The 20,172-nt window shown below is 72.1% G+C and carries 21 protein-coding genes; 10 read left to right on the forward strand and 11 right to left on the reverse strand.

The window, feature by feature from the left end; translation table 11 throughout:
- Positions 1-5 precede the first annotated feature (5 nt).
- Positions 6-506: a ribosome maturation factor RimP gene (rimP, locus tag AWQ71_RS14645; RefSeq protein ID WP_067132886.1), complete on the reverse strand. Its 501-nt coding sequence runs from the start codon at positions 504-506 to the stop codon at positions 6-8.
- A gap of 125 nt (positions 507-631) precedes the next feature.
- Here rimP and AWQ71_RS14650 point away from each other — a divergent pair, with 125 nt between their 5' ends.
- Positions 632-1,147: a hypothetical protein gene (locus tag AWQ71_RS14650; protein ID WP_084258885.1), complete on the forward strand. Its 516-nt coding sequence runs from the start codon at positions 632-634 to the stop codon at positions 1,145-1,147.
- Entirely contained in the window at positions 1,144-1,611 is a 468-nt protein-coding gene (locus AWQ71_RS14655; protein ID WP_067132889.1) for a ferritin-like domain-containing protein, read from the forward strand. The genes AWQ71_RS14650 and AWQ71_RS14655 overlap by 4 nt, the downstream gene beginning before the upstream one ends.
- 46 nt (positions 1,612-1,657) lie before the next feature.
- On the opposite strand, the gene AWQ71_RS14660 is transcribed toward AWQ71_RS14655, so the two are convergent.
- Both AWQ71_RS14660 and AWQ71_RS14665 read right to left on the reverse strand, forming a co-directional pair.
- The gene (locus AWQ71_RS14660) at positions 1,658-3,400 is read right to left on the reverse strand and encodes a proline--tRNA ligase (RefSeq protein ID WP_157570348.1); all 1,743 of its coding nucleotides are present in this window, start codon (positions 3,398-3,400) and stop codon (positions 1,658-1,660) included.
- Between the two features lie 142 nt (positions 3,401-3,542).
- Entirely contained in the window at positions 3,543-4,199 is a 657-nt protein-coding gene (locus tag AWQ71_RS14665; protein ID WP_157570349.1) for a hypothetical protein, read from the reverse strand.
- Between the two features lie 118 nt (positions 4,200-4,317).
- Here AWQ71_RS14665 and AWQ71_RS14670 point away from each other — a divergent pair, with 118 nt between their 5' ends.
- On the forward strand, positions 4,318-5,298 hold the full coding sequence (locus tag AWQ71_RS14670) for an acyl-CoA dehydrogenase family protein (RefSeq protein WP_067132894.1): 981 nt from the start codon (positions 4,318-4,320) through the stop codon (positions 5,296-5,298).
- A 55-nt stretch (positions 5,299-5,353) separates the two neighbouring features.
- On the opposite strand, the gene AWQ71_RS43010 is transcribed toward AWQ71_RS14670, so the two are convergent.
- On the reverse strand, positions 5,354-5,827 hold the full coding sequence (locus AWQ71_RS43010) for a hypothetical protein (protein WP_067132897.1): 474 nt from the start codon (positions 5,825-5,827) through the stop codon (positions 5,354-5,356).
- A gap of 248 nt (positions 5,828-6,075) precedes the next feature.
- Here AWQ71_RS43010 and AWQ71_RS14680 point away from each other — a divergent pair, with 248 nt between their 5' ends.
- Positions 6,076-7,410, forward strand: a complete 1,335-nt coding sequence (locus tag AWQ71_RS14680; protein ID WP_067132900.1) for an FAD-dependent oxidoreductase — start codon at positions 6,076-6,078, stop codon at positions 7,408-7,410.
- 33 nt (positions 7,411-7,443) lie between these two features.
- On the forward strand, positions 7,444-8,670 hold the full coding sequence (locus tag AWQ71_RS14685; RefSeq protein WP_067132902.1) for a DUF6986 family protein: 1,227 nt from the start codon (positions 7,444-7,446) through the stop codon (positions 8,668-8,670).
- A 34-nt stretch (positions 8,671-8,704) separates the two neighbouring features.
- On the opposite strand, the gene AWQ71_RS14690 is transcribed toward AWQ71_RS14685, so the two are convergent.
- The 3 genes from AWQ71_RS14690 to AWQ71_RS14700 form a co-directional block, all read right to left on the reverse strand.
- Positions 8,705-9,385: a copper homeostasis protein CutC gene (locus AWQ71_RS14690; protein ID WP_067132904.1), complete on the reverse strand. Its 681-nt coding sequence runs from the start codon at positions 9,383-9,385 to the stop codon at positions 8,705-8,707.
- 65 nt (positions 9,386-9,450) lie between these two features.
- Positions 9,451-10,002, reverse strand: coding sequence for a GNAT family N-acetyltransferase (locus tag AWQ71_RS14695; protein WP_067132907.1), 552 nt, complete (start codon positions 10,000-10,002; stop codon positions 9,451-9,453).
- Positions 10,003-10,249: 247 nt separating this feature from the next.
- Positions 10,250-11,002: a GntR family transcriptional regulator gene (locus AWQ71_RS14700; protein WP_067132910.1), complete on the reverse strand. Its 753-nt coding sequence runs from the start codon at positions 11,000-11,002 to the stop codon at positions 10,250-10,252.
- Positions 11,003-11,180: 178 nt separating this feature from the next.
- On the opposite strand from AWQ71_RS14700, the gene AWQ71_RS41605 reads away from it, so the two are divergent.
- The 3 genes from AWQ71_RS41605 (at position 11,181) to AWQ71_RS14710 (ending at position 13,613) form a co-directional block, all read left to right on the forward strand.
- Positions 11,181-11,372, forward strand: coding sequence for a hypothetical protein (locus tag AWQ71_RS41605; protein WP_157570350.1), 192 nt, complete (start codon positions 11,181-11,183; stop codon positions 11,370-11,372).
- A 457-nt stretch (positions 11,373-11,829) separates the two neighbouring features.
- Positions 11,830-12,462, forward strand: coding sequence for a flavin reductase family protein (locus AWQ71_RS40170; RefSeq protein ID WP_084258886.1), 633 nt, complete (start codon positions 11,830-11,832; stop codon positions 12,460-12,462).
- Positions 12,459-13,613: an acyl-CoA dehydrogenase family protein gene (locus AWQ71_RS14710; RefSeq protein WP_067132913.1), complete on the forward strand. Its 1,155-nt coding sequence runs from the start codon at positions 12,459-12,461 to the stop codon at positions 13,611-13,613. Before AWQ71_RS40170 ends, AWQ71_RS14710 begins: the two co-directional genes overlap by 4 nt.
- A 36-nt stretch (positions 13,614-13,649) precedes the next feature.
- On the opposite strand, the gene AWQ71_RS14715 is transcribed toward AWQ71_RS14710, so the two are convergent.
- The 4 genes from AWQ71_RS14715 to AWQ71_RS14730 form a co-directional block, all read right to left on the reverse strand.
- A complete protein-coding gene (locus AWQ71_RS14715) occupies positions 13,650-14,471 on the reverse strand; it encodes an ATP-grasp domain-containing protein (protein ID WP_067132916.1) in 822 nt (273 codons plus the stop codon).
- Positions 14,472-14,547: 76 nt separating this feature from the next.
- Positions 14,548-15,414 carry an SDR family NAD(P)-dependent oxidoreductase gene (locus AWQ71_RS14720; RefSeq protein WP_067132918.1) on the reverse strand — a complete coding sequence of 289 codons (867 nt, stop codon included), beginning with the start codon at positions 15,412-15,414 and terminating at the stop codon, positions 14,548-14,550.
- A 143-nt stretch (positions 15,415-15,557) separates the two neighbouring features.
- Entirely contained in the window at positions 15,558-17,078 is a 1,521-nt protein-coding gene (locus tag AWQ71_RS14725) for a glycoside hydrolase family 3 protein (RefSeq protein WP_067132922.1), read from the reverse strand.
- Between the two features lie 93 nt (positions 17,079-17,171).
- On the reverse strand, positions 17,172-18,497 hold the full coding sequence (locus AWQ71_RS14730; protein ID WP_169806567.1) for an alkaline phosphatase D family protein: 1,326 nt from the start codon (positions 18,495-18,497) through the stop codon (positions 17,172-17,174).
- A gap of 176 nt (positions 18,498-18,673) precedes the next feature.
- Between AWQ71_RS14730 and AWQ71_RS14735 the strand changes: the two genes are divergently transcribed.
- The gene (locus AWQ71_RS14735) at positions 18,674-19,372 is read left to right on the forward strand and encodes a TetR/AcrR family transcriptional regulator (protein WP_067132928.1); all 699 of its coding nucleotides are present in this window, start codon (positions 18,674-18,676) and stop codon (positions 19,370-19,372) included.
- Positions 19,369-20,049: a DNA alkylation repair protein gene (locus AWQ71_RS14740; RefSeq protein ID WP_067132931.1), complete on the forward strand. Its 681-nt coding sequence runs from the start codon at positions 19,369-19,371 to the stop codon at positions 20,047-20,049. Before AWQ71_RS14735 ends, AWQ71_RS14740 begins: the two co-directional genes overlap by 4 nt.
- Positions 20,050-20,172: the final 123 nt, after the last annotated feature.

Here is a 20,172-nt window from a genome sequence, read left to right on the forward strand (position 1 = left end):
CCCCCTTAGCCCTCGTCCTCGATGTCGCCATCGAGATCTTCACCGTGGCCGTCGTCCGCCCGGTTGAACTCCACCTGGACCCGCCCCTTGGCCAGGTCCGCAAGATCGATGCGGCGCGTGCCGTCCAGCTCCACGCCGGACTCGTCGACGCCGGTCACCCGTCCCTCGACGGAGGAGCCGTCTCGCAGGTCGGCCTTGACCAACCGGCCGTGGGCCCGCCGCCAGTGGCGCGGCTCGGTGAGCGGCCGGTCGACTCCCGGCGAGGTGACCTCCAGCACGTACGGGCTGCCGCCCAGCACGTCGGCCTCGTCAAGCTCCTTGGAGACGGCCTGGCTGACCTCCGCCACGTCGTCGAGGCTTATGCCGCCGTCGCGATCCACCACCACGCGGACCAGCCGCCGCTTGCCCGCCGGAGTGATCGTCACGTCCTCCAGATCGAGCCCCTCGGCGGCGACCACCGGGCCGAGCAGCTCCAAAAGGCGGCCGCGTCGAGCATCCTCGCCCATGCCGACCTCCCTGATTCAATTGGCGTACCTCGCCGAATGTGCCAACAGCCTATCGACACCACGGGGCGGAAAGAGCGCGACGCCTGGCCCCGACTACGGCGTCTCCCCCCTTACGATGCTGTCTCGTGGACGGAGGATCGACGCTGACGAGGCGCTCGTTGCTGGGTGTCGCGGTGGCCGGGGTGCTCGTCTCGGGCTGCTCGTCGTCCCCCGCCGCGAAACCCCGCGTGCCGGGGCCCCCTGATCCCGAGACGCTGCTGCTCAGGTCGCTGATCGCAGGCAAGGAGGAGACCGTCGCCCTGTACCACGGGGCCGCGCTCTCCCTGACGAAGCTGGCCGCCGAGCTGCGGCCGTTCGAGCAACGCCATCTGGCCCATCTGGCCGCGTTGCGCGGCATGCTCCCGCAGGGCGCGGGCACGTCCGCCCCCGCGTCCGCGGCTCCGTCCGGTGCGGCACCGTCCGGGTCGCCGTCACCGTCGGCGTCCGCCGTCTCGCTGGCCGACCTGCGCCGCGCGGAACGGCGCGCGGCGACCGCGCGCCCCGGGCAGACGGAGGGGGCCTCCCCTGCCCTGTCCCAGCTCATCGCCAGCATCGGCGCCTGCGAGGCCGTGCACGTGATCGCCCTCGGGAGGCTGCGATGATCGACCCGCTCGAAAAGGCGCTCGCCGCCGAGCACGCCGCCGTGTACGCCTACGGAGTGATCGGCGGCAAGACCGGCGGCGCGCTGCGCACGAAGGCGACGGCCGGGTTCGACGCCCACCGGGCGCGCCGCGACCGGCTGCGCACGCTGATCCTGCGGCGGGGCGGCACACCGCCGGAGGCGAACCCCGCCTACCCGCTCCCGTTCGACGTGAAGGACAAGGACGACGCCGTACGGCTCGCGGTGCTGATCGAGGAGCGGGTCGTCGCCGCCTACCTGGAGCTCGCCGGCGATGGGGACGCCTCGCTGCGCCGGCTCGCCGCCCAGGCGATGCAGGAGGGCGCCGCCCGCGCGTACGACTGGCGGCCCGCGGTGGCCGCGTTCCCCGGGATGCCGGCGGAGCGGACCACCGGGTCGCCGCCGGTCAAGACCGAGCCGACGCCGGTGCCCGCGGCCTCCCCATGAATGTGCCCGGTCCGGCCGTGCCGGACCGGGCGATGCCTCGGGTACGTCAGGCCCGGCAGGCCGCGAACACGCGCTCCACGGCCTCGGCGAGCGGGATCTCCTCCTTGGCGCCGGTGGCGCGGTCGCGCAGCTCCACGACGCCCTGAGCCAGCCCCCGGCCCACGATCAGCACGGTGGGCATGCCGAGCAGCTCGGAGTCCTTGAACTTCACGCCGGGCGAGACGCCGGGGCGGTCGTCCACCAGGACGCGCAGGCCGCGCGCTTCGAGCTCCTCGGCGATCTGGGTCGCCACCTCGATCTGGTTCTCCTTGCCGGTGCCGACGACGTGGACGTCGGCGGGCGCGATCTCGCGCGGCCACGCCACGCCGAGGGCGTCGTGCCGCTGCTCGACCAGCACGGCGACGGCGCGCGAGACGCCCACGCCGTACGAGCCCATGGTGACGCGGATCGGCTTGCCGTCGGGGCCGAGGGCGTCGAGCCCGGCGGCGTCGGCGTACTTGCGGCCGAGCTGGAAGATGTGGCCGATCTCGATGCCGCGGTCGATGGACAGCGGGTGCGCGCAGCGCGGGCAGGAGTCACCGGCCCGGATCTCCGCCGCCTCGATGGTGCCGGCCGGCTGGAAGTCGCGGCCGGCGACGACGTGGGCGGCGTGCTTGCCGGGCTCGTTCGCGCCGGTGATCCAGGCGGAGCCGTCGACGACGCGCGGATCGACGAGGTAGGTGAGGCCCAGCGAGGCGAGCACCTGCGGGCCGATGTAGCCGCGGACGAGCCCGGGGTGCCGGGCGAAGTCCTCGGCCTCGAAGATCTCGGGGACGCCGGGGGTGAAGACCGCCTCCAGGCGCTTGAAGTCGACCTCGCGGTCGCCGGGCACGCCGACGACGACGACCTCGACCTTGTCTGATCCGGGGGTGCGGACCTTGACCACGATGTTCTTGAGGGTGTCCGCGGCGGTGATCCCGAGCCCGTGGTGCTCGTTGACGTACTCGACCAGCGACTCGATGGTCGGGGTGTCCGGCGTGTCGAGGACGCGGAGGGCGGGCTGCTCGGCCGTCACGGCGGGCGGCGCGGGCGTGGTGACCGCCTCGGCGTTCGCGGCGTATCCGCAGTTGTGGCAGGCGACGAAGGTGTCCTCACCGGTGGGGCAGGGCGCGAGGAACTCCTCGGAGGCCGAGCCGCCCATCGCGCCGGACATGGCGAAGCAGATGCGGTAGTCGATGCCGAGCCGGTCGAAGATGCGGATGTACGCCTCGCGGTGCTGCTCATACGAGTGCTTGAGGCCGTCGTCGTCGAGGTCGAAGGAGTAGGAGTCCTTCATGACGAACTCGCGCCCGCGCAGGATGCCCGCCCTGGGCCGGGCCTCGTCGCGGTACTTCGTCTGGATCTGGTAGAGGGTGACCGGATAGTCCTTATAGGAGGAGTACTCGCCCTTCACCATGTCGGTGAACATCTCCTCGTGGGTGGGACCCAGGAGGTAGTCGGCGCCCTTGCGGTCCTTCAGGCGGAAGAGCGTGTCGCCGTACTCGGTCCAGCGGCCGGTCGCCTCGTAGTAGTCGCGGGGCAGCAGCGCGGGGAAGAGCACCTCCTGGCCGCCGATCCGGTTCATCTCCTCGCGCACCACGCGGGCGACGTTCTCCAGGACGATCTTGCCGAGCGGCAGCCAGGAATAGATGCCGGGCGCGACCCGCCGGACATAGCCGGCGCGGACGAGCAGCTTGTGGCTCGGCACTTCCGCGTCCGCCGGATCCTCACGCAGGGTGCGCAGGAACAGGGTCGACATACGCAGCAGCACGGCTACTCCTCGCTCGGTGATGGGAGATCTCATAAGAGACGATGTGCTAAGGCTATCCACTCCCGGCCGCGAAGTGCCCGCCGTTATCCCCAGGCTCCGCCGTGAGCTCTACTGTCGACCCCTGTTCGAACCCGGAACGTGGCTAGGACACGGCGGTCAGCGCGTAGATCACGACGAGCCCGAACGCGACCCCGGAGGCGCGCAGCCGGGACGGCAGGGTGGGGCGCAGGCACAGTGCGGAGGCCAGGCCGAGCGCGAGCGCCGTGCCCCACTGCCACACCGGCAGCGCCGCGCCGTTCAGCAGGTCCAGGTAGCCGTCCACGTCGTCGGCCAGGAAGAGCACGGCGAGGCCGCCGGCGGCGACGTCGCCCCACCTGTCCCGCAGCCGGGTGAGGGAGGCGAGCACACCGCTCAGGACCATGAGGAACAGCAGGCGGTTGAGGGAGTCGGCCACGCCGTCGAGAGGGGACTGCCCACCGATGACGGCCGCGCAGACGATCCGCGAGATCAGCGCGCCGAACGCGGTGAGGGTGCTGTTGACCAGCGCCCAGCCGAACCCGAGCGACAGGCGGCCGGACAGGATCACGACGGCGACCACGAGGTAGGGGTCCGCGGCGGCCGAGGCCTGCGCGGGGGCGAACCTGACGCAGACGGCGGCGACCACCCCGGCGACCACGCCCATGGCGAGTCCGAGCAGCATGTCGCGCTGGATGCGGTTCTCCCACCGCTCCAGATCCGCGAAGTCACCCGGCAGGTCGCCTACGACCCGACGCCGGAGCTTGTCCAAGGCCACAGCCACTCGATCCCCCGAAATCCTACGAAAGTGGCAATAGCGAGTATATAGATGCCTCAAAACAGGACAAAATACCCCACAGGAAGGCAATGATTGGCAAGCAAACGCTTGTTATCCTGCCCGCGTGACCTCTTCTGATGAACTGCGCGAGCTGCGAGCCGCCGTACGATCCTTCCTCGACGCCCACCCCGGCGCGGCGGACCAGAACACGTGGCGCCGCTTCGCCGGAGAGCTCGGGGTCGCCGGGCTGGCCGTCCCCGAGGAGTACGGCGGCGCCGGCTGCGGACTCGCCGAGGCGGCCGTCGTCTGCGAGGAGATCGGCCGGGCGCTGTCGCCGCTCCCCTATCTCTCCACCGCCGTCCTGGCCGTCACCGCGATCACCGAGTCGGGAGACGACGACGCCAAGGAGCGCCTACTGCCCGGCATCGCCGACGGGACCGTGACCGCCACCGTCGTCTTCCCCGGCGAGGCGGAACTGTCCGTGGAGGGCGGACTCCTGAGCGGCGTCGCGCCGTACGCGCTGGACGGCGCGGTGGTGCTCGCCTACGTCGGCGACGCCCTGATCGAGGCGGCGCCCTCCGCGCGCCGGCCGCTCGTCACCATGGACCAGACCCGGCCACTGGCCGAGCTGACCTTCGACGGCGTCCCGGCCCGGCGGATCGGGGACGCGGCCGCCCACGACCGGGTGCGCGACATGGGCGTCGCGGCGCTCGCGGCCGAGCAGGTCGGCGGCGCGGCCCGCTGCCTGGAGTCGGCCGTGGGGTACGCCAAGCAGCGGCACCAGTTCGGCCGCCCGATCGGCTCGTTCCAGGCGATCAAGCACAAGCTGGCCGACGTGCTGCTCCAGGTGGAGTCGGCCCGCTCGGCGGCCTACCAGGCCTGCGCGGCTCCCGCCAGCGAACTGGCCGTCTACGCCGCGATCGCGGGGTCGTACTGCACCGAGGCCTACCTCTCGGCGGCCGGCGAGAGCATCCAGATCCACGGCGGCATCGGCGTCACCTGGGAGCACGACGCGCACCGCTACTTCAAGCGCGCGACCTCCGACGCCCAGCTCTTCGGGCCGCCGCAGGCGCACCGGGCGCGGCTGGCCCGGTCCATCCTCTGATCACGCTTTGACGGCGCTCGATCGCGTTCTGATCGGTGGGAGCCGGACGGGGCGGTCAGCCGCCGAGCAGTTCCTCCCAGTGCCTGCGGGACTCGCCGCGCCCCGCGGGCTCCCCGTCGGCGGCGCTGATCGACGCGGCCATCCGCCACAGGCCCGGGGTGGTGCGCAGGCGTTCCAGCCCGAGTGGATCGACCGCGCGCAGCAGGAGGCCGACGCCCATGACGTCGATGTTCGCCTCCGTGCGCGTGGCCGGGCCGGACGACGCGGCCAGGGCCGCGTCCGGTCCCGCCGCGCGGAGCCGCCCGACGACCAGGTCGGCCACCTCCGAGGCGTACGGGCCATCGCCCCACTCGATGTGCCAGCTCTCGTCCGCCGCCTGCCACCAGGTCAGGTCGCGGCAGGCGTCACGCATCTCCGCGTCTCCGGACAAAGCGGCGAGCACCCGGCCGAGCGCCTCGTAGCGCCGTGCTTCCGGCAGCGGCCCGTCCTCCGGACGCGCGCCGGGCTGCCTCCTACGGAATCCCCTCATGTCTGGGAGCGTGCCATCCGACCGCTGGTGCGTCCCGGGGTTTCTCCGCCTTTTGCCCACGAGGATCAACTTTGATCGTCACAGCAACCCCACGCAACCCTCATTCGCGACATTTCCCCGTACTGCACAGCGGTGCCGTGCGGCGGGGCGAGTCGGGGAAAGACATCCTCCGCCGGTGGCGCGGCCCACCTGGCCCGTCGGGGCCCTCGTGGTAAAGAATCACGTAAAGGACACCTGCCCTGGAGGCCATGGTGACGTTGCGCGTGGCAATCGTGGGATCGGGACCGGCCGGGATCTACACCGCCGAGGCCCTGTCCAAGCAGTCCGGCGAGCCTATCGAGATCGACGTGCTCGAGCGGCTGCCCACCCCCTATGGACTCGTCCGGTACGGCGTGGCCCCCGACCACACGTCCATCAAGTCGATCGCGGGCTACCTGCGACGGGTCCTCGAATCGCCCGGCATCCGCTTCCTCGGCGGCCTCGAGCTGGGCGCTGACGTCTCCGCCGACGACCTGCTGGCCTGCTACGACGCGGTCGTCTACTGCACGGGGGCGATGGTGGACCGGCACCTCGGCATCCCGGGCGAGGATCTGCCCGGCAGCGTGGCGGCCACCGACTTCGTCAACTGGTACTGCGGCCACCCGGACGTCCCCGCCGACGCGTTCACGCTCGACGCCGAGGAGGTCGCGGTGATCGGCGTCGGCAACGTCGCCGTGGACGTCGTCCGCATCCTCGCCAAGACCGCCGACGAGTTGCGCGGCACCGACGTGCCCGAGGAGGTGCTCGACCGGCTCGCCGCCTCCCGCGTCCGCAGGATCCACATGATCGGCCGCCGGGGGCCCGAGCACGCCAAGTTCACCCTGAAGGAGCTGCGCGAGCTGGGCGAGGTGACCAACGCCGACGTCCGCACTCTCCCGAGCGAGGTCGAGGTCGCCGACGTCGAGGGGCTCTCCCGGCAGATCAGGGGGAACGTCGAGGTGCTGCGGTCCTGGTCGACGCGGGTCCCGGCGGGCCGGCCGCGCGCGCTGGACGTGCGCTTCTGGCTGCGCCCGGTCGAGATCCTCGGCGCCGCCCGGGTCGAGGGCCTCCGGCTGGAGCGCACACGGCTGGTGGAGGGCCGGGTCACCGGCACCGGCGAGTACGAGACCATCCCGGCGGACATGGTGCTGCGGTCGGTGGGCTACCGGAGCGTGGCGCTGCCCGGCGTGCCGTTCGACACCGGGACCATGACCGTGCCCAACGTCGCGGGCAAGGTGACGGGGACCGACCGCCAGTACGTCGCCGGATGGCTCAAGCGGGGCCCGACCGGCGTGATCGGCACCAACAAGTCCGACGCCGCCGAGACCGCGCGCACCCTGCTCGCGGAAGCCGTCCCCGGCACCGCGGACGCCAAGCTGGACGACCTGCTGAGCGCGCGCGGGATCACGCCGGTGACGTACGACGACTGGCTCGCGATCGAGACGGCCGAGGCCGAGCTGGCCCGCACGCTGGGCCGCGGCGAGCGGGTCAAACTGGTCGGCCGCCCCGCCATGCTGGCCGCCTGCGGCCGCGTTCCCCGGGACACTGCGGGCGCCTCCTCCTGACCTCGCCCCCGCACGCTTTGCGAGGATCGAAAGATGAAGACGACCCTGCCCGAACCGGCCGGCCTCATCGGGGGCTTCGAGGAGACCTACCGCGAGCAGTCGGCCCGGTTCTCGGGGGCGGGACCGGCCTGGCAGCCGGTGCACACGGTGTATATCCCCGCCGACCGGGTCTCCGCGACCACGGTCGACGAATGGGGACGCGCGGCCACCGAACTGCTCCACGAGCATCTCTTCTCCCCCGGGGAGCTGCCGCCGCTGTGCGGGCTCGACCCGGACCTGGCCGCGCCGGTCCACGACCGGGTCCGCAGGAAGCTGCGGATCGAGCCGGTCGAGGACCTGCGGATCGACTTCGAGGACGGGTACGGCCGACGGCCCGACGCCGAGGAGGACCGGCACGTCGAGAGCGCCGCCGAGGCCGTGGCGGCCATGGCGCGGGCGGGCACGCTGCCGCGCCGGTGGGGCCCGCGGGTGAAGTCGTTCGCCGACGGCGACCCCGTACGCAGTGTCAGGACGCTCGACGGCTTCGTCACGGAGGTGCTCAGGCGGGTGGGCGAGCTGCCGCCGGGGTTCACGGTCACGTTCCCGAAAGTGCTGATGGAGGGCTATCTCCGGCAGTTCGCACGCTGCCTGGAGGCGCTGGAGGGCGCGGCGGGCCTGCCGGAGTGCGTCCTGCGGTTCGAGATCCAGGTCGAGGCCCCGCAGACCGTGGCCTTCCTGCTGCGCTCCCCCGACCTGGTGCCGTCCCTCGGCGGACGGCTGGCCGCCGCGCATTTCGGGGTGTTCGACTACACCGCGGCCTGCGGGCTGCCGCCGCACGAGCAGCGGCTCGACCATCCCGTGTGCGACCACGCCAGGGAGATCATGCGGATCGCGTTCGCGGGGACCGGGGTGGAACTGGCCGACGGCTCGCTGGCCGCCTTCCCCGCGTCGAACTCGGCGAAGGACGTCCACGCCCTGTGGGCCCGGCACGCCCAGTTGGTGGCGCACTCGCTGTCGAACGGTTTCTACCAGGGCTGGGACATGCACCCGTCGCATCTCGTCAGCCGCTACGCGACCGTGTACGCGTTCCATCTCGCGCACTACGAGGAGTACAGCGCGCGGGTGGAGGCCTGGGAGCAGCGGCGTGAGGCGGGCGGCGGCGTCATGGACGAGCCCTCCACGATCAAGACCATGGCGGCGGCCCTGGCGCGCGCCGACCACGCTCTGCTGGATCGTCCCACCTCGGGCGAGACAGGCTTGGGGCTCCCCTTGAGGCGATGACCTTCGGGCCGTCGCTCGGGGATCGCCCCTTCGATCAAGCGCTGTCCAGGATGTGGCGCCAGGCACGTACGCGGGAGGGATCCACAGGGTGCGCCCACGACTCGCGCGCCGGACTGCCGACGTGGAAGGCGCGTACGCCCCACCGGCGCAGCGCGGGGACGTGCTCCTCCTTGAGTCCGCCTCCGGCCAAGATGATCTCGCCGTCCCCGGCGTCGGTGCGCTCGCGCAGCACCGGGAGCCCCTCACCGACCCCCTTCGGGGAGCCGGACGAGAGGACGGTGGCCAGGTTCGGCAGCAGCCGTACGGCACGCCAGGCGGCACGGACGTCGGCGGCGTGGTCGACGGCGCGGTGGAAGGTCCACGGGAGCGGCGCCACCGCGTGGATGAGCGCCTCGGTCGCCTCCAGGTCGACCGTGCCCTCCTCGGTGAGGAATCCGAAGACGAAGCCGCCCGCGCCCGCCTTGGCCAGCTCGCGGGCCTCCTCGCGAAGACGGTCGAGCTCCTCGGCGGTGGCCGTGAAGCCCGCGTTGCCGCGGAGCATCACCATCTGGGGCAGCGAGCACACCTCGGCGATGGCCGCGACCACGTCCGCCGAGGGGGTGAGCCCGCCGGAGGCCATGTCGGACACGACCTCCAGCCGGTCGGCTCCACCCTCCTCGGCGGCGACGGCGTCACGCACGTCCAGCGCGATCACTTCCAGCAGCGGTGCGGTCATGTACCGAACAGTAGCCGGTCCGTTTGACACGCTGTACGGCATGCGCCCCGTTCAGCGGGAGATCGCTACCTTGTGCGAGCGGATGTCACGGTGGCTCCCGCCGGGCGCTCGAAGAGCGCGCCCGACGCCCGGTGGGCCAGGTCCACGGTCCGGACGTGCCGGAACCCCAGTTCGGCGTAGTAGCGCTGCAGCCGGAGGTTGTCCTTGGAACAGTCCAGCCGCAGCCAGCGCCTCCCGTCGGCCGCCGCGCGCAGCCCGGCCCAGTCGAGGAGCGCCTCGCCCAGTCCCCTTCCGGCGTACGCGCGGCTCACCGCGAGTTTGTGGACGTAGCGCGCGGTGTCGGGACGGTCGTCGCGCCCCCAGAACTCGGGGTCGGCGTGGCCGTCGAGCGCTACGGTCGCGGCCGCGCCCCTGCCGTCGTCGAGGACGTACATCGTGCCGGTCTCGATGAGCGGTTCGATCCGGGAGGCGGGGAAGCCGTCGGCCGGCCACTGCCGTACGCCCTGGGAGGCGAGCCATCGCGCGGCGTCGGCGAGCAGGGACAGCACGGAGGGCAGGTCGTCGGGGACGGCCCCGCGGAGGGTGAACTTGCCGGGGAGGAGAATGTGGGACGGCATGGTCGATTCCTTTCTGTGGTGCGATGAACACGGAAAGTCACCGATGGAGAGTGTGCGCCTCCGCGCCGCCTCGGCGGGCGTCTAGGGGGAGCGGCCTTCCAGCGGCGTTCGCCCGCCGGATGGCGGCCTTCTCCAGCTCATGGAGGGGGCAGGCCGTGACTGATGCGACGGCGAGCGGGCCCCGCGGTCGCCCGCGGGGAGGAACATGGGGGAACGCCCCGTCAGGCGACGGGGGATCCGTGGCGCGTCATCGGGCTTCCAGCTCGTATCTGATGAGGTGCTTGTCGGCGGGAAGCACCGACACCGCGACGCGTACGGGAACGTCCTCGGGGTCGTATCCGACCCGGACGTAGACGACGACGGGGGTGCCCGGCTCGATCTGGAGCCGGGACGCCTCGTCGGGGGTGGGCATCCGGGCGGAGATGTCGTCGACGACGCGAACCTGGGGGTGCCCGAGCTCTTCGAGCACCCGGTTGCCGCCCCGCCTGATGTCGCCGGGCCGGGCGATCTCCGAGTCGGCGACGATGACGTACGGGAAGTAGGAGTCGTTCGTGTTGTACGGCTGGCCGTCCACGTAGCGGAGGCGGCGGCGCACGACGGCGAGGGCCCGGTCGGCGAGGGCGAGCCGGGTGGCCACGTCCTCCGGCGGCTCGACGATGGCCACCTCGATGTCCTGCCCGGCCTCACGACCCTCGGAGGTGACGGCGTGCACGAACGCGTCGCTGCGGGGCTCACCCGTCCTCAGGGGCAGCAGCTCGTGCTGTGGACGGAGGAGGAGCGGGCGGCGCTCGCGGACGAAGGTGCCACGGCGGCGCATCCGGAGGATCAGGCCTTCATTCTCGAGCTCGCCGAGCGCCAGCCGCACGGTGTTCCGGCTGACTCGGTGGGCCTCCATGAGCTCGGCCTCGGTGGGGATCTGGTCTCCTGGCCCGAGCGCCCCCGCGTAGATGGCCTTCCGTAGCTCGGCGGCCACCTGCTGGTAGAGCGACGATCGTGCCATTTTCCCTCAATCTACCCTTTTGTTCCAACAAATTTAGACGATCTCTGTCTTTGTGCAAACAACCACTTGACCTGAGCGGGCAGACCGCGCATCATCCAAACGTTGGTACAAATCCATCGAATGGGAGCGGGGGGCGCCGCAAGGGGCTTCCCACACCTACCAGAGCAACGGAAGCGGGATGTCGGTGCCGTCGGTATGTACCGAACTGGCCGCCTGGCACGCGTACGGGGCCTTCGCCGGGAATGTTGGTGAAGTCGTCGCGACGCGCCGGGTGGACGACGCCGGCGCCGCACTGCTGACCATGCGCCATCGAACGGGATCGGCCGGTCCCGGCGAGGACGACCGGCCACCGCGAGACTCCGCGCGATGAACGACGGCCACGACCTCAACCCTCGCCGAGGTCGTGACCGTCGCGCCCGGAGCGTGACGTGTCCTGGCGGGCTCCCCACGCCCGCCAGGACGCGTCACGTCACTTCGCCCCCCGCCCACGGGCGCGCCTCCGGGCCGAAACCAGCCGCCCCTTCCTCTGCTGACCGGCGGCCGACGACACCCTCATAAGGGACACCGGGAATGACACCGGCCGGAATCGGCTTGAAATTCAGCGGAGGCCCGGCCGCGTACGAGCGCTCGCCGACGGGCGCGCCGCCCCGACTGAGCCTCGGGCCACCTCCACGTCCGAACGGCACGGTCCCCTCAGGGCCGGGCCACGTCCGTACGTCCAGGTCAGAGCGAGTCGCCGCGATGTCGCGGGGATCGCTGTCGCGTCGAACCAAGCGCTTGCTAAGGTGAACGCAGGGCAGGGCGGGACCGAGGGAGGAAACGCCAGGATGAGCACCGACGCGGTCCGGCCGCTCACGCCGGACCCCGCACGTCCCTCCTCGCGCGGCCCCGGTCACCGCCATCCCGCCGGCGAGCACGCCCCGTCCTCGGCCGCCGGGCACCGCGCCCGGCCGGACGCCCGCCTCAGGCAGCACGCCTTCCCCTCTGACAGCAAGCACTTCCGAAACGTCCTCGGCCGGTTCGCCACCGGAGTCGTCGCCGTCACCGCGATCGACGAGGCGACCGGCGAGCCGTGCGGCCTCGCGGCCAACTCCTTCACCTCGGTCAGCCTGGACCCGCCGCTGGTGGCGTTCTGCGTGGCCCACACCAGCACGAGCTGGCCCCGGGTGAAGGCGGCCGGGCGGCTGTGCGTGAACGTGCTCGCCGAAACCCAGCGGCACGTCTGCGACCGGCTCGCGGCCAAGGGCGGGGACAAGTTCGCCGGCCTGTCCTGGTCCCTCTCACCCGCGGGCGGTCCCGTCTTCGACGGCACGCTCGCCTGGCTCGACTGCACGATCGAGACCGAGCTCCCGGCCGGGGATCACGTCATCGTGGTGGCCCGCGTCCACGGCCTCGACAAGCACGAGGACGGCGATCCGCTCGTCTTCTTCCGCGGAGATTACGGACGGTTCCACGCATGACATCAGACAGCTTCCGACACGAGGTCCGGGAGTGGCTGGAGGCCAGCCTGACCGGTGAGTTCGCCGACGCGCGGGGCCTCGGTGGGCCGGGCCGCGAGCACGAGGGCCACGAGCTGCGGGTCGCCTGGGAGCGCCACCTCGGCGCGGCCGAATGGACCTGCCTCGGCTGGCCCGGCGAGTACGGCGGACGCGACGCGTCGCTCGACGATCAGGTCGTGTTCTACGAGGAGTACGCGCGGGCGAACGCCCCGGCGCGGGTCGGCCACATCGGCGAGGGCCTGATCGGCCCGACCATCCTCGACTTCGGCACGCCCGAGCAGAAGAAGCGGTTCCTCCCGCCCATCCAGCGGGGCGAGGAGCTGTGGTGCCAGGGCTACTCCGAGCCGGACGCCGGTTCCGACCTCGCGAACGTGCAGACGAAGGCCGTCCTCGACGGCGACGAGTGGCTCGTCACCGGGCAGAAGGTGTGGACCTCCCTCGCCCACGTCGCCGACTGGTGCTTCGTCGTGTGCCGTACCGAGCCGGGCTCACAGCGGCACAAGGGCCTGTCGTACCTGCTGGTCCCGATGGACCAGCCGGGGGTCGAGATCCGGCCGATCACGCAGATGACCGGCACCGGCGAGTTCAACGAGGTCTTCTTCGACGGCGCCCGTACGGCGGCCGCGAACATCCTGGGCGGGCCCGGCGACGGGTGGCGGGTGGCGATGGCCACGCTCGGGTACGAGCGCGGCGCGTCCACGCTCGGCCAGCAGATCGGCTTCCGCCGGGAGCTGGCCGCGGTGATCGAGGCCGCCCGCGGGTCCGGCGCGGTGGACGACCCGGTGCTGCGCGACCGGCTCACCCAGTCCTGGCTGGAGCTGGAGATCATGCGCCTGAACGCCCTGCGCACGATGACCTCCCTCAGCTCGGGTGAGCCGGGCCCCGAGGTGTCGATCGCGAAGCTCTACTGGTCGGAGTGGCACCGCAGGCTGGGCGAGCTGGCACAGGCCGTCCAGGGACGGGCCGGGCTGGTCGCCGACGGCGAGCCGTACGACCTGAACGATCTGCAGCGGCTGTACCTGTTCAGCCGGGCCGACACCATCTACGCCGGGTCGAGCGAGATCCAGCGCAACATCATCGCCGAGCGCACGCTCGGCCTGCCCCGCGGCTAGAGGTCCGAGCGAACGCCACGGCCGGGTCGCCCGTACCTAGCCGCGGAGCATCTCGGCCAGGGCGCGGGCGAACAGGCCGGGGGCGTCCAGCTCGTAGCGGAGGAAGAGGTACGGCTCGGTGAGTTCGAGCTCGATCAGCACGGGCTCGCCGTTCGGCATCCGCACGAGGTCGACGCGCGCGTAGAGCAGCGGCTCGGACACCTTGCTCAGCACCAGCTCGGCGACCTCGAACTGGTCGGCGTCCGGGTCGCGCAGCGTCGCCCTGTTGTTCAGGTCGAGCTCCTGGCCGTCCCCGGCCAGCATCGGGTGTCGCCGTACGGCGTGGCTGAACTCGCCCCCGAAGTAGAGCAGCGACAGCTCGCCCTCGTGCTCGACGCTGTCCAGGTAGGGCTGCACCATGACGGTCCGCCCCTCGGCGGCGAGCCGGGCGGCGTGCGCCTCGGCCACGGCCCGGTCGGCGGTCCGGATGGTGTCCCGCGCGCCCGACGAGATCGCCGGCTTGACGACGTATTCGTCCCACTCAGGGATGCCCTCGTGGCTCCAATGGGTGGGGACGGTTGGCACGCCGAGGTCGCGCAGGTAGGTCTTGTCGGTGTTCCGTTCGAGCACCGGCGCGGGGTTCAGCAGCCGGGTCAGCCCGCCGACCCGGTATGCCCAGGCGACGAACTCGTCCCTCCGCTCGATGTAGTCCCACGCGGAGCGGACCACCGCGGCGTCGAAGGAGGCCCAGTCCGCTTCCGGATCGTCCCATCGCACCGGCGTGCCCTGGATGCCCTCCCCCAGCCACGCGGCGAGTGCGGTCTCCCGCTCGTCGTCGTGCCCCAGCGGGTCGGCGAAGGTGACGTAGGCGACCTTCATCGCGCTCCTATCCTGTCGCGTCAGTACCGAAGAAATCGTACGGACATGTCACGGGGGACGCGACACGCGGGGGACGTCAGGCGAAGCCGTACACGGGCACGGGGACGGGGGCGTGCGCGAGCAGCCCGGCCACGGCGGCGCCCACGTCCGCGCGGTCCCACTTGTCCCCGCCCGCGCTGGGGCCCTGCCGCCAGCCGGTCGCCAGGGAGATCGCGCCCTCCCCCACCTCGAACACTCGGCCCGTGACGTGCCGCGACCCGGCCGACCCGAGCCAGGCGGTCAGGGCCGCCGCGTCGTTCTCGCCCGCCTCGGCCGTGCCGGCGACCCGGTCGCGGCTCGCGCCCGGCGCGACGGCGTTGACGGTGACGCCGTACGGTCCCAGTTCGGCGGCGGCCACGTGGGTGAGCGCGGCTATGCCGGCGGTGGCGGCCACGTAGTTGCCCTGGCCCGCGCTGCCGTACAGGCCCGCGCCGGACGAGATGGTGATCACCCGGGCGTCCGCGGGGTGCCCGGCCGCGGCCCGTTCCCGCCAGTGCTCGGAGGCGTGCCGCATCGGCAGGAAGCAGCCCTTGAGGTGGGACCGGATCACGTCGTCCCAGTCGCCCTCGGTCATGGCCACCAGCGCGCGGTCGCGGGTGAAACCGGCGGCGCAGACCAGCACGTCCAAACCCCCGAACGCGCTCAGCGCGGTCTTGACCAGGCGTTCCGCCCCGTCCCAATCCGTGACGTCGTCGCAGCTCGCCACGGCCTGGCCGCCCCTGGCGCGGATCTCCTCGGCCACCTCGCGGGCCGGGCCGCCGCCCCCGGCGGCGCCGTACGGACTCGTGCCGGGATCGTTGACGACGACCTTCGCACCCTGACGCGCGAACTCCAGGGCTTGCGCGCGCCCGATGCCGCGTCCGGCCCCCGTCACGACGACCACCCGGCCCTCGCAGATCCCCATTTATCGACCCTTTCGCACCGTAATCCCCGACAGTGTTCTGGAGCGCGGATGATCTGTCCAGGGCCGGAAGACCTCTGTCTGAGAAACGGCATGACGCGGGGAAAGGGCGCTGGTCAGGCGCGGCGTGCGCACCTGGACGAAGATCAGACGCGGCCGGTCAGCACCTCGGCGGCGGCCTGACCGCAGACGCGCGCCACCCCGTGGGTGGCGATGTGCACCGCCCCCAGGTCCGTACGGCCCGGCAGCCCCATCTCGACCACCACGCCGTCCGGGCGGGCGGCGAGCAGGTGGGTCAGCGTGTCCATCTGCCAGGGGTGGCGGTGGGCGTCCCGCACGACGACGACCAGCGGCCGCCCGGCCGCCTTCTCGAGCGCCTCGGGGGGTACCCCGTCGGCCACGTCCTCCTCGCGGAGCCGGATGGCGGTGGTGCCCGGCAGGATCCGCCCGAGCGGCTCCGCGGTGCCCCACGGCATGTGCCGGTCGATGGCGAGGTTGGTCTCGGGGGCCAGCTCGACCACGTGTGGCGCCTCCGTGAGCGGCAGCGCATCAGGCACCCCCGCGCGCCGGGTGATCCGGATGGCGCGGCGCGCCGCCACCAGCCCGACCTCCGCCGGGGCTCCCGCGCCGTTCCCGCCGGAGGCGTGGCCGTTCGCTCCGCTCCCGGCGGCCGTGGCCGAGGCGTGCCAGGCCGCCAGCTGCCGGACCCGCCAGGCGGCATCGGCGAGCCGTTCCTCGGGCAGCCGCCCCTCGACGACCGCGGTCACGATGGCGCGGCGGATGTGCTCCAGCGTCTCCTCGTCGGAGTTCTCCCCGCCCACGCACACGGCGTCGGCGCCCGCCGCGACGGCCATGGCGCTCGCGCCGCCCAGCCCGTACGCGCCGGACACGGCGGCCATCTCGATCCCGTCGGTGACGATCAGGCCATCGAAGCCGAGCTCGTTCCTGAGCAGGCCGGTCAGGATGCGGGGGCTGAGGGTGGCGGGCAGCCCGTCGTCGTAGGCGGTGACGAGCAGGTGCCCGGTCATGATCGAGCGGACGCCCTGCTCGATCGCGACCCGGAACGGCCACAGCTCCACTTCCGCGAGCTCCTCCGAGGAGACGGTGACGCGGGGAACGCCGTGGTGGGAGTCGACCGCGGTGTCCCCGTGCCCCGGGAAGTGCTTGGCGCAGGCCGCGACGCCAGCGGACTGGAGACCGCGGATCCAGGCGGCCGTGTGGCGGGCGACCAGCTCGGGGTCCGCCCCGAACGCCCGCAGCCCGATGACCGGGTTGTCGGGGTTGGAGTTGACGTCCGCCGCGGGCGCGAAGTCGAGGTTCACGCCCGCGGCGGCGAGATCGCGCCCCACGTCGCGGGCGACCTGCTCGGTCAGCTCCTCGTCGTCGACCACTCCCAGCGCGTAGTTACCGGGACGGGAGCTGCCGGTGCGCGCCTCCAGACGGGTGACCTCGCCCGCCTCCTCGTCGATGCCGACGAGGACCCGCGGGTTCTCCGCGCGCAGCGCCGCGGTCAGGTCGGCGAGCTGGCCGGGGCTCTCGACGTTGCGCGAGAACAGCACGACCCCGGCCAGGCCGTCGGCCAGCCGCCGGCGCAGCCAGTCGGGCGGCGCGGCCCCGGGGAAGCCGGGCAGGATGACAGTGTCGGCGAGGCGCAGCAGATCACGCATGCCCGCAATCTAATAAGAAAGTTTCCTATTCGCTAGCCCACCTCATCCCCTATTTGGCGTGGCATCTCCTGTTCGGCCCCTATTCGCCTCCAGTCAGCGCAGCCTGCCGTCCGCGATCTCGTACCGGGCCACCGTTGAGACGGGGGCGTCCGGCCGGTCCACGTGATCCACCGCGCGGAACTCCGCGCGGAAGCCGTCCATGTCGGCCGTGCAGGTGAGGTAACCCCGGCGGTCGGTGGCGAGCCGGAGACGCGGATCGCGGTCGAGAACGGCCTGGGAGCCGACCCGCGGCGCGGCCGACACCGAGGTGGTGGAGAACTCGACGCCGACGGCGCGCGACCCCGGATCGGCCGGGTCGGCCCGCAGGTCGCCCGCCCAGCCGTCGCCCGTGTCTCCGCTCAGCACGACGAGGCCCTCCGGGGCGTCCGCCAGCACGCGGGCGCGGCTGCGCGGGAAGGCGTCCCACCCGGTGGGGTCCCCGTCCGTGAGACCGCGCGGGCCGAAGAACGCGGGCTGGACCAGGACCCTCCAGCGGGCGGTCCCACTCGCCAACCGGGTGCGCAACCACTCCTCCTGCTCCGCGCCCAGCATGTCGTCACCGTCGCGGTGCTGCCGCGTGTCGAGCAGCAGGAGGTCGGCCACCCGGCCGTACGGCCGCCAGCGGTGCACGCGCAGTGACGCGCCGGTCGGCCGGACGCGCAGCGGCATGTGCTCGAAGTACGCCTTGAACGCGGCGGCACGCCGCTTGAGGAAGGCGGCCGGACTGGATCCGTCGCCGGGCCGCGCGCCCGCGCAGCCCTCGCGTACCTCGTGGTCGTCGAGGACGGGCAACCACGGCGCCGCGGCGTGCGCCGCCCGCAGGTCGGGGTCCGTCCGGTAGGTCGCGTACCGGTTCCGGTACGCCGCCAGGGTCGTGCACTCCGCCTCCGATTCCAGCGGCCGTACGTACGCGTCCGGCCCGGAGCGTACGGTCGCGCCCGCGTACATGTAGCCGCCGAGGTGCACGATCACGTCGGGACGCTCGGCGGCGAGGTGCCGCAGCGCGGTGAAGCGGCCCTCCTCGTAACGCTGACCCGAGGCGACCGCGAACCGCACGGGCGCGGTCGAGCCGGGATCGGGGGCGGTCCTGGTCCGCCCGACCGGGCTCTCGTGGCCGTCCACGGAGAACCGGTAGAAGTACTCCCGTCCGGGCCGCAGGCCCGCCACCCTTACGTGGACGCTGTGCGCCCGGTCCGGCCACGCGGAGGCCTCGCCGGACCGGACCACGCGGGTGAGCTTCTCGTCCTCCGCGATCTCCCAGCGCACGGCGGCCGTCCGGCCGGGCATGCCGCCGGGACGTACGGCATCAAGAGGGTCGGGGGCGAGACGGGTCCACAAGATGATCCCGTCGGGAAGCGGCTCCCCCGATGCCACTCCCAAGGTAAACGGATACCCCAATTTCACCATAAGGAGGATCTTGCACAATATGTGACCTTGGTGGTGCCAGGATGCGCAAGTCCGAATTGCAGCAAGCGCTTGGTAGCATATCTGGACGGCGATGAGCAGGTGACTCTCCACCGCTTTAAGGCGAGCAAGCCATTGCTCGGACCTTCATAATGGGTGGTGTGAACCAGCGAAAGAACTCCGGCGGCGCCACCGCCGCCCCAGTGAGGCGCCAGGGCACGGCGAAACGAGCGGCCACCGCGGGCTCGGCCTCCGAGCGGCGCGACCACCTCGTCAAGCTCGCGGCGGAGCTCTTCGCGCGCAAGGGCTTCCAGGCGACCACCGTCCGGCAGATCGCCGACGAGGCGGGGATCCTCTCCGGAAGCCTCTACCACCACTTCGACTCCAAGGAGACGATCGTCGACGAGGTGCTGCGCACCTTCCTCGAAGATCTCACCGCCCGCTACCGCGCGGTCCTGGAGACAGCGGGCGACGCCCGCACCGCGCTGACCGAGATGGTGCGCGTCGGTTTCGGCACACTGGAGCCGCACCGCGCGGCCATCACGGTGATGCAGAACGACTGGAACTACCTCCGCTCCCTCCCCGGCGACCGCTTCGGCTACCTGGTCAAGGCCGAGGACGAGGTCGAGCGGATGTGGGTCGAGCAGATCAAGCGCGGCCAGGCCGAGGGCCTCTTCCGCGCCGACCTCGACCCCAAGCTCACCTACCGCATGATCCGCGACACGATCTGGGTCGCGGTGCGGTGGTTCCGCCCCGGCGGGCGGCTCAACACCACAACGCTGGCCGAGCATTACATCACGGTGCTGTTCGACGGCCTCGCCACCGGTGACCGCACCAGCCACGGCGCATGATGCTCCTCAAGGCCGTACGGCACGCCCTCGCCGAGGCGGCCGACCCGGCGAAGGCCCCGGTGATGCAGGCGTACATGAAGTCGGACATGCCGTTCCTGGGCGTGCAGGCCGTCCCCCGGCGCGCCGCGCTCAGGCGGGTCTTCGCCGAGCACCGCCTGGGATCGGCCCCCGAGTGGCGCCGGGCCGTGCTCGCGCTGTGGCGCGAGGCCGAATACCGCGAGGAGCGGTACGCCGCGATCGAGCTGTCCGCGCACCGCTTCTACCGTTCCTGGCAGACGCTCTACACGCTCCCGATGTACGAGGAGATGATCGTCACCGGCGCCTGGTGGGACCTGGTGGACGACATCGCCATCAACCGGATCGGCACGCTGATGCGGCTCTACCCGGAGAGCATGCGCCCGCTCATGCTGGAGTGGGCGTACCACCCCAACCTCTGGAAGAGGCGCACCGCCATCCTCTGCCAGAACTCCTTCAAGGAGCGGACCGACCCGGCGCTGCTGTACGCGTGCATCGAGCCGAGCCTGTCGGACATCGACTTCTTCGCCCGCAAGGCCATCGGCTGGGCCCTCCGCGAGTACGCGAAGACCAACCCCGACGAGGTCGTCCGCTACGTCGACCACCACGGCATCTCCGGACTGAGCCGCCGCGAGGCCCTCCGCAACCTCCCCAGCCGTTAGTTCCCACCGGGCGGGGACGGGGTGGCCAACGGACAGGCCCCCTCGGCGATGCGTGTGAACGATCTTGCATCGGTGGACGATCCGGCTCGGAAGCTCTCGAATCCCGATGCCGCTTCGCCCATG

Origin of the sequence: Microtetraspora malaysiensis, from assembly GCF_001528665.1 — a bacterium.
Taxonomy (GTDB): domain Bacteria; phylum Actinomycetota; class Actinomycetes; order Streptosporangiales; family Streptosporangiaceae; genus Microtetraspora_A; species Microtetraspora_A malaysiensis.

Bases quoted from the DNA above. Each gene is read 5' to 3' on its own strand.
- AWQ71_RS14710 (WP_067132913.1), top strand. From the start codon at position 12,459: ATGACATCAGACAGCTTCCGACACGAGGTCCGGGAGTGGCTGGAGGCC.
- AWQ71_RS14690 (WP_067132904.1), bottom strand. From the start codon at position 9,385: ATGACCGCACCGCTGCTGGAAGTGATCGCGCTGGACGTGCGTGACGCC.
- AWQ71_RS14655 (WP_067132889.1), top strand. From the start codon at position 1,144: ATGATCGACCCGCTCGAAAAGGCGCTCGCCGCCGAGCACGCCGCCGTG.
- AWQ71_RS14700 (WP_067132910.1), bottom strand. From the start codon at position 11,002: ATGGCACGATCGTCGCTCTACCAGCAGGTGGCCGCCGAGCTACGGAAG.
- AWQ71_RS14740 (WP_067132931.1), top strand. From the start codon at position 19,369: ATGATGCTCCTCAAGGCCGTACGGCACGCCCTCGCCGAGGCGGCCGAC.
- AWQ71_RS14695 (WP_067132907.1), bottom strand. From the start codon at position 10,002: ATGCCGTCCCACATTCTCCTCCCCGGCAAGTTCACCCTCCGCGGGGCC.
- AWQ71_RS14685 (WP_067132902.1), top strand. From the start codon at position 7,444: ATGAAGACGACCCTGCCCGAACCGGCCGGCCTCATCGGGGGCTTCGAG.
- AWQ71_RS43010 (WP_067132897.1), bottom strand. From the start codon at position 5,827: ATGAGGGGATTCCGTAGGAGGCAGCCCGGCGCGCGTCCGGAGGACGGG.
- AWQ71_RS14725 (WP_067132922.1), bottom strand. From the start codon at position 17,078: ATGCGTGATCTGCTGCGCCTCGCCGACACTGTCATCCTGCCCGGCTTC.
- AWQ71_RS14680 (WP_067132900.1), top strand. From the start codon at position 6,076: ATGGTGACGTTGCGCGTGGCAATCGTGGGATCGGGACCGGCCGGGATC.
- AWQ71_RS14715 (WP_067132916.1), bottom strand. From the start codon at position 14,471: ATGAAGGTCGCCTACGTCACCTTCGCCGACCCGCTGGGGCACGACGAC.
- rimP (WP_067132886.1), bottom strand. From the start codon at position 506: ATGGGCGAGGATGCTCGACGCGGCCGCCTTTTGGAGCTGCTCGGCCCG.
- AWQ71_RS41605 (WP_157570350.1), top strand. From the start codon at position 11,181: ATGTCGGTGCCGTCGGTATGTACCGAACTGGCCGCCTGGCACGCGTAC.
- AWQ71_RS14720 (WP_067132918.1), bottom strand. From the start codon at position 15,414: ATGGGGATCTGCGAGGGCCGGGTGGTCGTCGTGACGGGGGCCGGACGC.
- AWQ71_RS40170 (WP_084258886.1), top strand. From the start codon at position 11,830: ATGAGCACCGACGCGGTCCGGCCGCTCACGCCGGACCCCGCACGTCCC.
- AWQ71_RS14735 (WP_067132928.1), top strand. From the start codon at position 18,674: ATGGGTGGTGTGAACCAGCGAAAGAACTCCGGCGGCGCCACCGCCGCC.